At 39.6% G+C, this 16,146-nt stretch carries 15 protein-coding genes; 7 read left to right on the forward strand and 8 right to left on the reverse strand.

The annotated features are described in order from the left end of the window. Position 1: 1 nt before the first annotated feature. A complete protein-coding gene (locus tag AY601_RS02655; RefSeq protein WP_068396035.1) occupies positions 2–1,240 on the reverse strand; it encodes a cation:proton antiporter in 1,239 nt (412 codons plus the stop codon). Positions 1,241–1,608: 368 nt separating this feature from the next. Between AY601_RS02655 and AY601_RS02660 the strand changes: the two genes are divergently transcribed. Then, a complete protein-coding gene (locus AY601_RS02660) occupies positions 1,609–2,505 on the forward strand; it encodes an aldo/keto reductase (protein WP_068396038.1) in 897 nt (298 codons plus the stop codon). A gap of 1 nt (position 2,506) precedes the next feature. Beyond that, positions 2,507–3,013 (forward strand): hypothetical protein, encoded by a 507-nt coding sequence (locus AY601_RS02665; RefSeq protein ID WP_068396041.1) that lies wholly within the window; start codon positions 2,507–2,509, stop codon positions 3,011–3,013. A 12-nt stretch (positions 3,014–3,025) separates the two neighbouring features. On the opposite strand, the gene AY601_RS02670 is transcribed toward AY601_RS02665, so the two are convergent. From AY601_RS02670 to AY601_RS25505, 4 genes are all read right to left on the reverse strand, one after another. Next, positions 3,026–4,882: an ABC transporter ATP-binding protein gene (locus AY601_RS02670; protein ID WP_068396043.1), complete on the reverse strand. Its 1,857-nt coding sequence runs from the start codon at positions 4,880–4,882 to the stop codon at positions 3,026–3,028. Further along, the gene (locus tag AY601_RS02675) at positions 4,857–5,993 is read right to left on the reverse strand and encodes a metallophosphoesterase family protein (RefSeq protein ID WP_068396046.1); all 1,137 of its coding nucleotides are present in this window, start codon (positions 5,991–5,993) and stop codon (positions 4,857–4,859) included. The genes AY601_RS02670 and AY601_RS02675 overlap by 26 nt, the downstream gene beginning before the upstream one ends. Positions 5,994–5,999: 6 nt before the next feature. Beyond that, positions 6,000–6,641: a DUF47 domain-containing protein gene (locus tag AY601_RS02680; RefSeq protein ID WP_198163593.1), complete on the reverse strand. Its 642-nt coding sequence runs from the start codon at positions 6,639–6,641 to the stop codon at positions 6,000–6,002. Positions 6,642–6,710: 69 nt separating this feature from the next. Further along, entirely contained in the window at positions 6,711–6,926 is a 216-nt protein-coding gene (locus AY601_RS25505) for a hypothetical protein (RefSeq protein WP_157287659.1), read from the reverse strand. A 231-nt stretch (positions 6,927–7,157) separates the two neighbouring features. On the opposite strand from AY601_RS25505, the gene AY601_RS02685 reads away from it, so the two are divergent. Next, positions 7,158–9,095, forward strand: a complete 1,938-nt coding sequence (locus tag AY601_RS02685) for a KUP/HAK/KT family potassium transporter (protein WP_068396052.1) — start codon at positions 7,158–7,160, stop codon at positions 9,093–9,095. On the opposite strand, the gene AY601_RS02690 is transcribed toward AY601_RS02685, so the two are convergent. After that, positions 9,092–9,886, reverse strand: coding sequence for a helix-turn-helix domain-containing protein (locus AY601_RS02690; RefSeq protein ID WP_068407052.1), 795 nt, complete (start codon positions 9,884–9,886; stop codon positions 9,092–9,094). The two genes, AY601_RS02685 and AY601_RS02690, sit on opposite strands and share 4 nt — an antisense overlap. Before the next feature lie 82 nt (positions 9,887–9,968). Here AY601_RS02690 and AY601_RS02695 point away from each other — a divergent pair, with 82 nt between their 5' ends. The 3 genes from AY601_RS02695 to AY601_RS02705 are packed head-to-tail and all read left to right on the forward strand — an operon-like array spanning position 9,969 to position 13,949. Then, positions 9,969–11,294: a TolC family protein gene (locus tag AY601_RS02695; protein ID WP_068396055.1), complete on the forward strand. Its 1,326-nt coding sequence runs from the start codon at positions 9,969–9,971 to the stop codon at positions 11,292–11,294. Position 11,295: 1 nt separating this feature from the next. Then, positions 11,296–12,354 carry an HlyD family secretion protein gene (locus tag AY601_RS02700; RefSeq protein ID WP_068396059.1) on the forward strand — a complete coding sequence of 353 codons (1,059 nt, stop codon included), beginning with the start codon at positions 11,296–11,298 and terminating at the stop codon, positions 12,352–12,354. Then, complete coding sequence (locus tag AY601_RS02705) at positions 12,354–13,949, forward strand: MFS transporter (RefSeq protein ID WP_068396062.1); 1,596 nt, start codon at positions 12,354–12,356, stop codon at positions 13,947–13,949. Before AY601_RS02700 ends, AY601_RS02705 begins: the two co-directional genes overlap by 1 nt. A gap of 36 nt (positions 13,950–13,985) precedes the next feature. Here the strand turns inward: AY601_RS02705 and AY601_RS02710 are convergent, their stop codons facing one another. Continuing rightward, positions 13,986–14,303, reverse strand: a complete 318-nt coding sequence (locus AY601_RS02710) for a hypothetical protein (RefSeq protein ID WP_068396064.1) — start codon at positions 14,301–14,303, stop codon at positions 13,986–13,988. A 169-nt stretch (positions 14,304–14,472) separates the two neighbouring features. Between AY601_RS02710 and AY601_RS02715 the strand changes: the two genes are divergently transcribed. Further along, positions 14,473–14,652 carry a histone H1 gene (locus tag AY601_RS02715; protein ID WP_068396067.1) on the forward strand — a complete coding sequence of 60 codons (180 nt, stop codon included), beginning with the start codon at positions 14,473–14,475 and terminating at the stop codon, positions 14,650–14,652. A gap of 124 nt (positions 14,653–14,776) precedes the next feature. On the opposite strand, the gene AY601_RS02720 is transcribed toward AY601_RS02715, so the two are convergent. Then, complete coding sequence (locus tag AY601_RS02720; RefSeq protein ID WP_068396070.1) at positions 14,777–16,036, reverse strand: cation:dicarboxylate symporter family transporter; 1,260 nt, start codon at positions 16,034–16,036, stop codon at positions 14,777–14,779. Positions 16,037–16,146: the final 110 nt, after the last annotated feature.

Genomic DNA, 16,146 nt, shown 5'->3' on the forward strand with positions numbered 1-16,146 from the left:
ATTATTTTACCAATTTGTTAACTACCTTATTTAAGGTTAATCCCTGCACGATAATCGAAAATATAACAATGATATAACTGGCCGAAACAATCAGGGCTTTATACGGAGAATCTGGTAAAGATAAAGCAAGTGCAACAGAAATCCCGCCTCTTAATCCTGCCCAGATCAGAATGCCCAGCTTGTTATAATCAGTCTTTAAAGATCTTCTCATCAAAATACTTGGTACAGCAATACTCAAGCCTCTGGCAATCAGTACAAAAAATACAGAAAGTAAACTAATCAACCAGTAGTTATTGAAGAAAGGAATCACTACGATTTGCAATCCAATCATTACAAAAAGGATCGTATTCAGCAAATCATCGATTAATCCCCAAACCTTATCTAATATATCTTTAAGATCTATAGTATCCGCATTTTCTCCTAATTTCATGTTGCTTAACATCAATCCGGCGGTAACCGCTGCCAAAGGGATAGATACGTGCAATAAACCACCGACTACAGAAATCCCCATCACCATAGCGAGCGTAATCATTAAGATCGTTTGCAACTCATCTACCTTTTTAACCAGTCTGGTGCATAAATAACCTGAGGCCACACCCAATAATATACCGCCAAATACTTCCTGTGCAAATAACAAAGAAGAATGTGACCAGGAAAAAGCTATATCCGTATTTTCAGTAAGCTCCCGCAGGGTTACAAATAAAAGGATACCCACACCATCATTAAACAATGATTCACCACCAATGATGGTTTCCAGTGAAGGTGGGATTTTGGATTTCTTTAAGACTGACAATACAGCCACAGGATCGGTAGGGGAGATCAGCGCACCAAACAGGAAACAATACATTAACGGGATTTCTATATGCAAAAAAGAAGCTGCCCAGAAAAACAGAAAACCAAATATTGTTGTACATCCGATTACACCTACCGTACTCAAAATAAGTACCGGTCTTTTTTGTGCTTTAAGCTTTTCATAATCGAAATGTAATGCACTGGCGAAAAGTAAAAATGCCAGCATCACATCCAATAAGGTTTTGGTGAAATCTATACTCGAAGTAAGTTCGGAAATAAAATTATAAGCTGCCGGGAAAGTCTTTCCCGTAATCAGGATCAAGACAGAAAGGCTGATTGCAATCACCATAATACCTATCGTACCAGGTAATTTAACGTAACGGTGATTGAGGTACGAAATGAGCGCGCTGATGGTTACCAGGATGGTAATCGTAGTAAAAGTATCCATTAATTAAATTAGGGTTTTCATCTCAATTTATTGTTTAAACCACAAAATAGGCTAAATTGTTCATTTTTGGATACATTTATTGGACTCTTTTCCTATTTAAGCACAGCAAACTAAAAGGAATTAATCCTGTTTACCAGAGAAAACCAGAAGGAATTAATCCAGCAAATACCAAAAAATCTACAAACCAATTCAGGGAGCGATAGTCAATAAGTTAAAACAAAACATTGATAAACAGTGCTTAATAAACAATCCTGTAAATCTGTTGCAGAACTAAAAAAAACGATTAATTTAGTCTGCTTGGCAGAACGCTTAAAAATAACACTGGCTGCCCTTAAAATAAGCATAAACACGATACCTAAATCAATAAAATGCAATATTCAAAACTTGGAAGATCCAGTCTGGAAGTTAGTAAAATTGGATTTGGCTGTATGTCCTTAACCGGAGGCACCAGCGAAAACCAACTGATTATTGACCAGGCACTAGACCTGGGAATCAATTATTTTGATACCGCAGATCTTTATGAACATGGAGAAAATGAAACTAAAATAGGTGCATTATTGAAATCCAGGCGGGATCAGGTAATCCTGGCGACCAAAGTTGGCAATCAGCACCGGGCTGATGGAAATGGATGGGACTGGAACCCCAGCAAAAAATATATCCTGTCCGCAGTAGAAGATAGCCTGAAAAGACTGCAAACAGATTATATTGACCTTTACCAGTTACATGGAGGTACTATTGAAGACCCGGTTGATGAAACTATTGAAGCCTTTGAAATTTTAAAACAACAAGGTAAAATCAGGTATTACGGAATCTCTTCTATCCGGCCAAATGTGATCAGGGAATACGTACAGCGCGCTAACATAGTGAGTGTGATGATGCAATATAGCTTACTCGACCGCAGGCCAGAAGAGGAATGCCTGGAATTGCTTCATGACCACAATATTGGTGTAGTGGGGCGCGGAAGTATTGCACAAGGCTTATTAGCAGGTAAACCCGCAGCACCTTATTTGAATTATAGCGAAGCAGAAGTTGCTCAGGCAGCAGAAGTTATCCGCTCCATTACCGATCAAAGCAGCTCTTCAGCACAAACAGCTATTCGTTTTGTTTTACAGCATCAAGCATTGGACAGTGCAGTGATGGGAATCCGTACATTGGCACAATTAAAAGACATTGCTGCAGCAGGAGATTTTCCACCACTTTCTAACTGGGAAATTGAATTATTAATCAAAGCAGTACCTGCAGCTTACTATACAGCACACAGATAATATGAAACTATCATTTGGCACAGAAGTCAATCATCAGCCTAATTATTTTCTGGAGAAAATATGGAAAGGCCTAATGCTGGGGCCTGGTAATCTGGAAGGAAGTTATCAGGATTACCAGCGCCGTCACCTGGAGAAATTTGGGAAATGCTGGGATGGAGATACCTTCGGAGAATTCCTGGAACCAAAAATTCATACTATCCGCAGAGACTTAGACAATGAATGGCGTGCGGGAATGGAAATACAGCTCGTTATTCATCTGAATTCAACCGATGAATTTCAATTTGCACCCATCCTGAGATGTCAATCCGTACAGCGGATACAAATTGATTATTCCAATCTGATCAATGATAAAGGACCGGCTGTTTTTATAAACTATGAATTGATAGACAAAGAAACTTTAGTGCAGCTGGCTATTAATGATGGCTTTGCCACAGTAGAAGACTTTTTTCTTTACTTCAACGAAGAGTTCAGCGGGAATTTAATTCACTGGACACCATTAAAATATTGAAATAGCTTTAATCTACCTGTAACCCATTGCCTGCAGATTAAACAATTCCGCATAACGTCCGTTTTTATCCAGCAATTGCTGATGACTTCCAATTTCTACCAGTTCTCCCTTTTCCAGCACAAGGATTCTGTCGGCCATCCTTACCGTAGAAAAACGGTGAGAAATCAATACCGCTGACTTTCCATGAGTCAGCTCAGAAAAACGTTGAAAAACTTCATACTCGGCTCTCGCATCAAGCGCTGCAGTCGGTTCGTCCAGAATTAGCAACTGTGCATCCTTCATATAAGCCCTTGCCAAAGCCACTTTCTGCCATTCTCCGCCAGAAAGCTCCACACCCTCTGAAAATCTTTTTCCCAGCATCTGGTCATATTGCCCAGGTAATTTTTCTGCAAGCTGATCGGCCAGGCTCTGATGTGCAGCAGATTTGATTAAACTCTCATTTTCTTTCTCCTTGATATTACCAACCGCTATATTTTGAGAAAAACTCATTTGATACCGGATATAATCCTGGAAAATAATCCCCAGGTTCATTCTTAAATCCGCAAGATCATATGCTTTTAAATCTATGCCATCCAGTAAAATCCGGCCTTCTGTAGGATCATATAAGCGCGCCAGCAACTTAACCAATGTTGTTTTTCCAGCACCATTTTCACCAACCAACGCCAGTTTTTCGCCGGGAAACAACGTAAAACTTAAATGCCTGTTCGCCCAGCGTTCAGAATTCAGATAGCGGAAACCAACATCCTCAAAAGTAAAACCTGTTTGAATAGTCTTTGGAAACGGAATAGGTTTGTCTGCTGTAGTAATCTTTGGCATTATCTCAAAGAATTCGAAGAAATCACGCAGATAAATAGCACCCTGGGATACCGCTGTGAAACGGGTCAGGATTCCTTCCAGTAAAGTCCTGAGCTGCCGGAAAGAACCCGCTAAAAAGGTAAGTTCCCCAATTGTTACTTTTCCTGAAACCGCGTCCAGGATAATCACTACATAAGCCCCGTAATATCCTGCCGTGCCCAATAAGGCAAAAAACACACCCCATGCCGAACGTTGTACAGCCAATCTTTTATTCGCCTTGTAAAACCTGTCCGATAAAAGCGAAAACCGGTCAATCACAAAACCAGAAAGATTAAATATTTTGATTTCCTTCGCTGTTTCATCACTAGCCCCCAAAAAACGCAGATAATCCAGCTCCCTTCTTTCGGGCGTCTGGCCTCTGGTTAACGCATAACTTTGATCGTTAAAATAAGACTCCCCCAAAAAAGAAGGCAGAATGGCCACGAATAAAAGTAAAATCAACCATGGATTAAATACAATCAGGCCCGCTGCAAGAAAGCCCATCGTAATCAGATCCTGTAACTGGCTCATCACCTGCGAAAGTAAAATTGTACGTCCCACAGTTTGCTGCCTGGCCCGTTCCAGTTTATCATAAAAAATAGAATCTTCAAACTGATCCAGATCGAGCGTAGCGGCATGCTCCATGATCTGTACAGAAGTATGTTTAGAAAAAAGATCTCCCAATAAACTGTCCAGTAGCGAGATCGCTCTGCTCAATAAATCTGAACAAATAGCCAATGCAAATTCCAGCGCAATCAATTCCCACAAATAAGTCAGATCATGCTGTTGTGGCGTTTTACTGAATAAGATCACCTGATCGATAATCAATTTACCCACATATAACATCGCCAGCGGAGTTGCTGACCGCGCTATCCGCAAAAACAAGTTTGAAATGGTCATCCGGGGGCTTGTTTGCCAGACCATTTTAAAGAATTCCGGCAAATTACCTAAAGCTGCAAGTCTTTCTTTGAGCGTTAAACTTTCTTTTTTGGAATTCTGAAGAGAAGATTTATTGAACAACCTGTTTGTCGCCATGCTTACAAAAATACGTAAACTCTTCGAACAGACTGGCATCTTCACCTGGTTTCAACCCCTCATGCGGAATGGCATAGTATTTTCCATTGATTTGATGTCCCAGCTCAGTTTTCTCAATTTCCAGATTTAAGAAACCATGCTGCATTGTACATGCATTTTCTAAAGTAACGTGATCAAAAAGGTCGCTTTTATCCGTAAACTCGAGGTCATCACTCTCCACTAACCAGTGCATCTCGTCAAAACCGCCCGCACCACAAACGATAAATGGAACTACTTCTCCATTCGCATAAGTTTTATTAAAGCGCTGATAATTATGTACATGTCCACTTAATACAAGATCTGGTGTTACCCCTGCAGCCTCAAAACAATCTTCCAAGAAATTAATCATTGGTAAACTGGAGCTATGGTTAAAATCTGCCGAATAAGGTGCATGGTGAACACAAACTACAATTGCTTTCTCTGCACGTTCAGTAGCAGCCTGTTTCAACTCCTCAATAAACCATCGTTTTTGTTCTTCAGTAATGACCCCGAATTTAGGGACATTGCTATGCAGGCCTATAATATTAGCCAATGGCGTTTGTAAAGTCCAGTACACATGAGGCTGCATTCCACTCATACGATTTAGTTTAGTACCGAAAGGGACCGGTCTTGGCGTCTTTCCGCAAAACACACTCGTAAAGGAAGCAAGACTTGAATAAGGTGTTTTTACATTCGGGTTTACATCACTATCATGGTTACCCGCAATGGCATAAATCGGAGCAGGATAGTCTTTATAGGGGATGAAAAATTGGCGCTCGTACTGTTCAGCTTCTCCAAAATGATAGACAATATCACCCACATGGTAAAGAAACAGCGGCTGATCTGCCGGGCTTTTAGCCTGATGATATTGCTTGCTCATTTCTTCTGCAATAAGCTTTTGAAAAGAAGGGGACTTTAATCCTCCTGTATCACCAGCAATCTGGAAGACCATTTTATGAGGATCAGGCAAAGTTAATCCTGAATTTAACCGGTAAGGATATTCTCCGAACGGTTCCGGCAGCGGCTGAAATTTATAGGTATCGTCTGGTTGGTTTAATTTAAATAAAGGTGTTTTTCTATTTTCTGATGACATGCTTATTTATGCGTTTTTAATCAGGATAGCCTCGAGCACATTCGCTGCATCATCGCATTTATCGGTAGCCATCTCCAGGGTCTGGAGAATCTCTTTTTGCTTGATGAGCTCGATCGCATCTGTTTCTGAGATAAACAAACGGGCGATGGCAGTGTTGCAAAGAAAATCTGCCTGGCTCTCTCCCTTATTAATTCTTAAACAAACATCAGCAATAATATTGGTATTTTTGAAATTACGGAGTTCCATTATCGCTAATTCCAGATCTTTGGACATTTCTGTGATTAACTTGGCCAGATGTACAATTTCCTGACTAAAAACAGTGACTTTATACAATTCAATATTTAAAGAAGTCGCGTAGATATAATCCGCCACATCATCTAGCGCACTTACTAAAGCATGAATATCTTCTCTGTCAAAAGGAGTGATGAAATTTTTGCTCAACTCCAGGAAAATTGAATGTGTAATATCATCTCCAGCCTGTTCCAGCCTTTCCGTTTCTCTGAATTGTGCAATCTGCTGCTCCTGGTCCTCAGTCGTTACCGTTAATAAAAGGCTTTGGGAGATCTTAACCAGATTTTTAGCATCCTGCTCAAACAGTGGCTGGAATTTTTTGTCTTTCGGACTGAAGAAGTTGAATACAGAATTCATCGGAATGGGGTTTCTGTAAAAATAAAAAGGTAATGTTAAGTCTTCATCAACTCTGTATGAGATTAGCTATCAGGCAATAAGTTTCTGTATAGCGGCTTCGGGGATTAAAGTCGGGTCCTTGAATTGTTTGTTTAGTAAACCTCTGCTAATGCGGACTGTACGCGTTGTAGTGACGATAACCGCACCAGATTTGGTATAACTATGGGACACATAAGATCCGATTGAAGGATCAAACAACTGAATTCTAAAAAGTAGTTCGTGGAAAATGAAAATGGGTATCGGCACGTTGTAAAGGTAAATTAACGATTTGGTAATGTTTAATTATCATTCTGTTAATGATGATTTTAAGTTAACATAGATTTAATATTGGATTGGTGTTTTGTCTCAGATGACCTTTATTATATCTATAGAAATTTGTAAGATGTTTAAACAGATTGGATTAAATATTAATTTTTTAAATTATAGTACTCTTCAATGTAGAACAATCCCTACATTTGCGCCACTCAAATTAAAAAAATGGCAAATCATAAAGACGTCAATAAGCTAACCGCGGCAGGTTTATTAATTAGCTTAGGGATTATTTACGGGGATATAGGTACTTCTCCACTCTATGTTTTCAAAGCAATTATTGGCGACAGGTTAATTACTGCAGACCTGATACTGGGAGGTTTATCCTGTATCTTCTGGACATTAACACTTCAAACAACTATAAAATACGTAATCATAACCCTGCAGGCAGACAATAAAGGGGAGGGCGGTATTTTCTCTCTATACTCTTTGGTTAAACGTAAAGCAAAATGGCTCATTATTCCCGCCATGATTGGTGGCGCAGCCTTGCTCGCTGATGGAATTATGACACCAGCGGTAACTGTTTCTTCAGCAATTGAAGGTCTGGGTATTATTTATAAGGATCTGCCAACCGTGCCGATCGTTATCCTGATTATCACTTTCCTTTTCGGTATCCAGCAATTCGGAACTTCATTTATTGGTAAAGCTTTTGGTCCGATTATGTGGATCTGGTTTACAATGATTGCTGTTCTGGGCGCAGCTTATGTCATGCAGTTTCCGGAAATCCTTAAAGCAATCAACCCTTATTACGCCTATCATATCCTGACTACTAATCCTGAAGCATTCCTGATTATCGGTGCAGTATTTTTATGTACAACAGGGGCAGAAGCACTTTACTCTGACCTTGGTCACTGCGGACGCTCTAATATCCGTGTGAGCTGGGTCTATGTTAAAATCTGTTTGATTTTAAGTTACATGGGACAAGGCGTATGGTTATGGCAATTACAAGGTAAACACCTTGGCGAAATTAACCCATTCTTTCATATTATGCCAGACTGGTTCTTGATCTACGGAATCCTGATTGCAACTGTAGCAGCCGCTGTAGCCAGTCAGGCGCTGATATCAGGATCATTTACCCTGATTTCAGAAGCTGTAAGATTAAATTTATGGCCTAAAGTTAAAATCAATTATCCTAGTAATTCAAAAGGCCAGTTATACGTGCCTTCCATGAACTGGGTCTTGTTTATCGGTTGTATCCTGGTGGTCTTGATTTTCCAGAAATCAGAGCATATGGAAGCAGCATACGGTTTATCAATTACCGTAGCCATGCTGATGACAACTATCCTGGTCTCTATCTTTTTAATGCGTAAAAAGGTTCCGATGTACCTGATTGTGATCTTCCTGACGATTTACGGAGTGATTGAATTAACCTTCCTTGCAGGTAACGCAGTGAAAATCCTTCACGGTGGATGGTTTACATTAATCCTGGGTATGTCTCTTTTTTCTATCATGTGGGCCTGGTCAAACGGTCGCCGGATCAGAAACAGGTACATGCGTTTTGTGGATATTGAGAAGTATTTTCCAATCATCAGTAAGATCAGTGAAGATGAGACTATTCCTAAATATGCCTCTCAGTTAGTTTACCTGACCAGTGCCAATTTCAACTTTGAAATTGAATCTTCCATCATGTACTCTATCATTCAGAAACATCCAAAAAGAGCTGATGTATATTGGTTACTACACGTTGATGTAACCGATGAACCTTTTACAATGGAATATAAAGTAGAGCAGTTAGTTGATAAAAAACTGATCAGAATTGATTTCCGTCTTGGATTCAGAGTAGAGCAGCGCGTAAACGTACTGTTCAGAAAAGTAGTAGAAGAGATGGTTAAAAACGGAGAAATTGATATTACCAGTAAATATGCTTCCCTGAAAGAGCACAATATTGCAGGAGATTTCAGGTTCGTTGTGATAGAGAAAGTACTTTCAAACTCCAACAGTTTACGCTTTATCGAACGCTTTACGATGGCTTATTATACTATTCTTAAAACGTTTAGCGTACCAGAAGAAAGAGGATTCGGACTGGACTTAAGCTTTGTCGCGGTAGAAAAGGTTCCGCTGATCGTTGATATACCAACTGATTTTTACTTAAAAAGGCTGGATTAATCCTTCTTGCCAAAATCTGACGGCCTGATGTTTGTGAGCTGAAAAAATGCTTTACTGAAGGCCGCCAGACTATTATACCCTGTTAAATAGGCTATTTCTGTAGTCGTCTTATCACCCAGCATAATGAATTCTATGGCCTTTACTGTTCTGATCAGCTTTAGGTACTGTAAAAAAGAGATACTCATTGTAGACTGAAACAAACGCGATAAAGTACGTTCACCCATTCCAAAGCGGCTGGCCAGGTTTTCCAAAGTCAGCGGTTGCGCAAAATTCTGAGAGAGATATAAGACAATAGGCCTTAACTTCGTATTCGATGTCGTGGGCAAAGCAATCGGAAATGATTTGGTACTTAATTGTGGTAAAATATCTTTGATCGCTACCAGGAAATTGTAACCAGGATCTTTCTTTTCAATTGTTCCTGTCCAGTTCTCTGCAAAGACCAGCATCTCAAATAACAGGCTGTTTACCGGATAGATCCCTAATTTCTGATAAAAAGGGTCTAAATGATCATCTTCCGTATAAAAGTATAAGTTATGGGTCACCGTAGCTGCATTTCTCACATTCAGATAATGTTCCAGGCCTCCTGGTATCCATACATAATGCCTTGCCGGAATAATATAGGTCTTACGCTGGATATGAATATAAGCAATTCCACCTTCCACATAAGTGAGCTGCCCTTTGGTATGAGCATGTCTTGGAAGGCTGCGTTCTAGCTTCTCATGGACAATAAAAATACTTTTTGGCTTAAAATCTATGTTTTTAAGGTAGGCTGCTGTGTCTAAAACTGGCATTGGCTGGAATGGACAAATATTTGGTAATATAGATAAAATTACAAGTATTTCATAGCCGTAATTTTGTATCATTCTTAAAGACATGTACTACATTAATAAAAAACTCGTTTTGTTGCTCTTCCCTATTTTCCTGTTCAACAGGCTGAAAGCACAAGAGACCACTCCAATTTCAATGTCACTGAACCAGATCTGGGAAAAAGTGACCGAAAATAATAAAACCATACAAATGCAGGACCTTCGGGTAAAAGGAACTGCAGAAGGAATTAAGGATGCTAAAGCAGAGCGTCTTCCTGAAATTTCTGCCGAAGGCGAATACGCAAGAGTCAGCAATGTCCCTATTTACGAAAATGGGCTATTCCATACTCCGAGTCAATTTGAAGTGGTACATACCTCCTATAAATTTGGCGGCAGCGCTTATCTTAACTTGTATAACGGGAGTAAAACTAATATCAAGATTGCGGAAGAAAAGAAAGAAAATGAGATCGCTATTGAACAGCGTAACCTGACTAGTTCGGAAATGAAATTAAGGGCTACTGCTTATTTCCTTGACCTGCAAAGGAGTAATATTTTTAAAGCTTTGCTATTAAAAGATATCAGTGATCAGGAAAAACAACTGGCAGAAATCAAACAATTGCTTAAAAATGGGGTCGTACTGAAAAGTGATGTACTCCGTGTGACCCTAAAATTATCCAGACAGAAAATGGCGCTGGTCCAGCTGAACAATGACCTGGCTATTGCCAATCAGAAATTGAACATACTGACCGGATTGCCTGATGAAACAGTGATTCAGCCGGCAGAAGATTTAAAAGCTGATTTGCCGGTGTTGAAGCCTTACAATACCTATTTATCAGATGCGATGGCACATTCTTTTGCTTATAAAATATCCGAAAAAGAAACAGAGTTACGTAAGCTGGAGGTAAAGAATGTAAAAGCAAATGTGTCTTTTAAGCTAGGTTTATTTGCCAATTACGCTTATTCATATCCTCAGATTTTGCTTTACCCTTATTCAATAGCCGTTTACGGCTTGGGTATGACCGGGATTAAAGCAAGTTTCCCGATTTCAGCTTTTTATCATAATACACATAAGGCGAGGGCCGCTGAACTCAAATATCAGCAGCAGGAAGTTGAACATTCGGATACAGGAGATAAAATCAGGCAGGAAGTGAATGAAGCGTATTTGAGATATAAGGAATCGCTCACGAGGATTGATGTGGCGAAGGAAAATATCACTCAGGCGACAGAGAACCTGAGGATAGTAAACAATACTTATTTCAACCAGTTAGCCTTAGTGACAGACTTACTCGATGCAGATACACAATTGCTTCAGACGCGTTTCGATTACGCTGCGGCCAGAATCGCAGCACAACTACAATTTTATCAATTACAAAAGGCAATAGGTAACCTCTAACATGAAAACAAAGAATAACTATACGAATACGGATCAGCTGATTACAAAAATAACAGCCTGGATTGCTGGTGTCATTGCTGTAGGGCTTGCCGTCTGGGGAATTATATCCCTGGTTCAGCTATACAATTACGAGGATACGAATGATGCACAGGTAGAAGAATATATCAATCCGATTACTTCACGCGTGGGTGGTTTTATCAAGGAGATCAAATATGAAGAAAATCAGGAAGTGAAAAAAGGAGACACTTTACTAATCATTGATAACAGTGAGTATCAATTGCAACAAGAAGAAGCTGAAGCTGCACTTTCCAATGCACAGGCGCAGATTTCTGTATTAGAAAGCAATGTTTTAACGACCTCTAAAGTTTCGCAGGCAAGTCAATCACAAATTGCTTCTGCAAAAGCAAAATTGGTAAGACAACAACAAGATTATGACAGGTACTCTAAATTATTTAAAGTAGAATCTGCCACGCAACAACAATTAGAGAACAGTAAAGCAGCGCTGGATGTAGCTACGTCAGAATATCAGGCCGCTCAGGAAAATTACCAGGCATCCTTATCTAAAGTCAATGATATCAGGTCGCAAAAAGGAGTTTACGAAGCGGAAATCAAACGTCGCAAAGCTTTGCTGAACAGGGGTAAACTCGAGGTGAGCTATACGGTTATACGTGCACCATACCATGGTAAAATGGGCAGAAGAACAATTCAGCAAGGGCAACAAATCCAGATTGGACAAACACTGGCCTATATCGTAAATCAGGAGGCAGGTAAATGGGTGATTGCTAATTTTAAAGAAACGCAGATTGCAAAAATGAGAGTCAATGGAACAGCAGAAATTACTGCCGATGCTTTTCCTGGTCAAACATTTAAAGGTGCTATCGTTTCTCTTTCTCCGGCAACAGGAGCAAGGTTCTCCTTACTTCCTCCGGATAATTCTACCGGTAACTTTGTGAAAATAGTTCAGCGTATACCTGTTAAAATTAAACTGACAGAAAGTAAAGAAGTCGTAGATCAGTTGCGTGCAGGGATGAATGTCAATGTCAAAATAAGTAAAGACTAATGAGTTTAACACTGCCAGTATTTAAATCGTGGGTGCCAGTCTGGTTAATCAGGGCAGCTATCTTTCTGGTTATCTTTCCGGGACTTTTGCTATTCGGCTTATCAACTGCCAGTGGCGCCGGAGCAGCTGGATATTATGGTATTGAACCAGCAGACGTCCAGTACTCTATGGTGATTTTTTATGCGGCAGTAGCCGGATTCTTTGCGCTGGAAAGAAGGTTTTTCATTTTCATTGCTACCAGGGAATACTTTATACTCAGCATTCTGATCCAGATGGGGACGGCTTATGTTTGTTTTCATACACAGAATTTATATATCTTATTGTTTTTTAGATTCCTGCAGGGGATGTCTAATTGTATGTCTACCAGTATTTGCATTACGCTGATTTTTGGCAGCCTGCACAATGAAAGAGCAAGGGAAATAGGTTATTCTATCTTTTATGGAATGCTATTGTGTATAACACCCATATCCACTATCATTACCGCACCTATATTAGACGCCTTTGATTATAATGTCTTATATAAGTTTATCATTTTCGCTTATATCCCAGGCGGGATTTTGCTTCTGGTGATTATGAATAATATCAGGCTGAACAAAAAGATGCCACTTTATCAGCTGGACTTTTATAGTTTTATCATTTATGCGCTGGTCTTATGTTTATCAGGCTATACACTAGTCTACGGACAGCAATATTACTGGCTTCATGATTCAAGGATAGTCTGGAGCTTATCGGGAACGCTGGTATTGATAACTTTACATGTCATTCGTCAGCTCCATCTCAGACGTCCATACCTGAATCTGGATGTCTTTAAGCACAGGAATTTTAATGTAGGGATGTTTATGATCTTCATCTTATATCTGGTACGTGGAGCTTTAGGAATTATCCCGGTTTATTTCGCTGTTATTTTAGGGATGGACCCTATACATATAGGCTATATCATGGCGGCGAACATTGCCGGTATTCTATTGAGTGTACTGATCTCCTCGCGTTTGATCATTATGAAAAGACCAATCCGGCTGGTTTGGCTCTATGGTTTTATATTGTTATTGATTTTTCATGTCTGGATGTGGTTCCTGTTTACTACACAGGCTGATCCCTCTACTTTTGTTCTCCCCTTAATTATCCAGGGAATGGGGGCAGGGATGCTGATGACGCCAATTATTGTTTTTGCGATCTCCTCAGTACCTGAACATTTAGGGAGTTCTGCCTCTGCAACCGGCGTATTCTTTCGCTTTACTGGATTTTGTTCCAGCATTGCGCTAATTAATTACTTTCAGCTGCAACAAAAGAGTAACCACATCAACCGTTTCCAGGAACACCTGAGCGGGCTGAATACTGTGGTTACTGAACGCCTTGCGCAATACACAGGTGCGTTAACCAATAAAGGTATGGCACCCGATCAGGCAGCCAAAGTAGCGAGAGGTTTATTGAACAGGACTGTAGACAGCCAGGCACAATTAAGGGCTATGATGGACTATGATCTGCTGATTAGTATTTTGCTGATCGCTGTATTGCTCGTTATCGCTTTATTTCCGAAGCTGAACAGGACTAAAATTAACCTGAAATCCAATCAGCCAGCTCCGGCATCTTATTAAAAACCTGTTTATTCTGATCTCCTGTACGGCAGGGGATCAGGTGCGGATTATCTTCTCTTTTTCATCTTCGTCTTCATCCCTTTGACCTGCACCGAGGTCAGTTTTGGTCTTTTTGCCATACAATGGGTCATCATTTTTCGTCATATTATTGTCAGAATCATTGTTTTTGGCGTCTTTTAGCTGATCTTTTATTCCTTCCTGTTGATTTAGATTTTCAATGGCAGGAAGCTCAGCTCCATCCCGGTGTTCGCTGGTACTATTGTACCGTGGTAAGGTCTGTTCTTGTGGTTTGTCTGTGTTAAAGTCTTCTGAATCAGCTACTTTATGTTTTTCTTGTGAATTGTCTTTTTTCATGCTTTTATGAGTTAGTGAATCATAGCATCTTTAACAATACCCGGTAGAAATGGTTTTAAATAAACATCCAGACATATTAAAACCCAATTATCGTTCGTTAATCATTTGGAAGAAAACAAACAATTATTAACTTTAAGCCCAGAAATCAAATTTAATTAACAAAAATATCATGGAAAAATTCGCAAAATTAAAAGAGTTAATCGCCGGAGTTGAGGCAGATGCAGACAAGTTTTACAATTCAGGTAACGGTGCAGCCGGTACTAGAGTACGTAAAGCAATGCAAGATTTAAAAACACTAGCTCAAGACATCCGTACTGAAGTAACTGAAAAGAAAAACAGCGACAAATAATAATATTTGTACCTGCATTAGCAGGCTTAATAAAAAAACCGGTTCATGATTAATGGATCGGTTTTTTTATTGGAAGAGATTGCTGAATTGAGTATAGCAACGGTAGTAAAAATTAAAACCCGTTTTACTTTTTCAGCGCCAATATATTACCTTCTCCCGGATGAAATTCATTTTCAGTTTTTGCGATTACAATCGTAGCTACCCCATTTCCAATGATATTCGTGATTGCACGCGCTTCACTCATAAACTTGTCTGCCCCTAAAAGGAACGCAAGCCCCTCTACAGGGATTTTATGGATCGCAGTAAGCGTAGAAGCCAATACGATAAAACCGCTGCCTGTCACGCCCGCAGCCCCCTTAGAGGTTAACATTAATATACCAATGATACTCAGCATCTCTGCAAATGATAAATGAACATTATACAACTGCGCTAAAAAGATAACTGCCATTGATAAATAGATAGATGTCCCATCCAGATTGAAAGAATAACCAGTGGGAATAACCAGTCCGACAACCGATTTACTGCAACCCAGCTGCTCTAGTTTTTTCATAATAGAAGGCAAAGCCGATTCCGAAGAAGAAGTTCCCAAAACAAGCAGCAATTCTTCTTTGATATATTTAAGAAAACTAAAGATGCTTAAATTAAAATACCTGAGGATAGAGCCCAGAATTACAAATACAAACAGTGCCATGGTTAAATAGACCGTACCCATCAGTTTTCCTAAAGGGATCAGTGTTTGCAAGCCAAATTTACCAATCGTATAAGCCATTCCTCCGAAAGCACCAAGAGGTGCGAGGTACATTACGTATCTTAAACCGCCAAAAACTAATTTTGAGGCTTTACCTAAAACACCGATAACCGCTTCTCTTTTTGAATAAAAATTGAGTGCAACCCCAATCACAATCGCAACGGCCAAAACTTGTAAGGTCAGGTTAGACATAAAAAACTTGCCCCAGTCAAAACCAGCACCCGATTCGGCAGCTTTAGTGTATTTAGAAGGATCTTGTATATTCAGGCCTGACCGGTCAATGTGCCCCGGACGTATTATATAAGCCACAAATATGCCTATAGCTAAAGCGAATGTAGTTACGATTTCAAAATAAACCAGTGACTTCACACCAATCCGGCCCACCTTTTTCAGGTCGCCCATGCCGCTGATTCCTAAAACAATAGTCAGAAAAATAATCGGCGCAATGAATAGTTTGATAATATCCACGAAGGTCTTACCTACAATTTCCATTTTTATAGCCAATGCAGGATTTGTGGTTCCCAGAACAATCCCGGCAATAATTGCAATCAAAACCCAAAAAGTGAGATTTGTAAATAGTCTTTTCGTAAAGCTCCTTTTTTGTATTTGATCTGAAGTAGTAAGATTAATTTCCATATTGAAGGATTAAAAATAATGATTATTAGTTTAGAATTTTAACCTCTTTTTGGAAAGATCTATAATAGACTTCAGTATAAAACCCAATATTAGCCCGATATTTTTTTGGC

The sequence above is a fragment of the Pedobacter cryoconitis genome (assembly GCF_001590605.1).
Lineage (GTDB): Bacteria > Bacteroidota > Bacteroidia > Sphingobacteriales > Sphingobacteriaceae > Pedobacter > Pedobacter cryoconitis_A.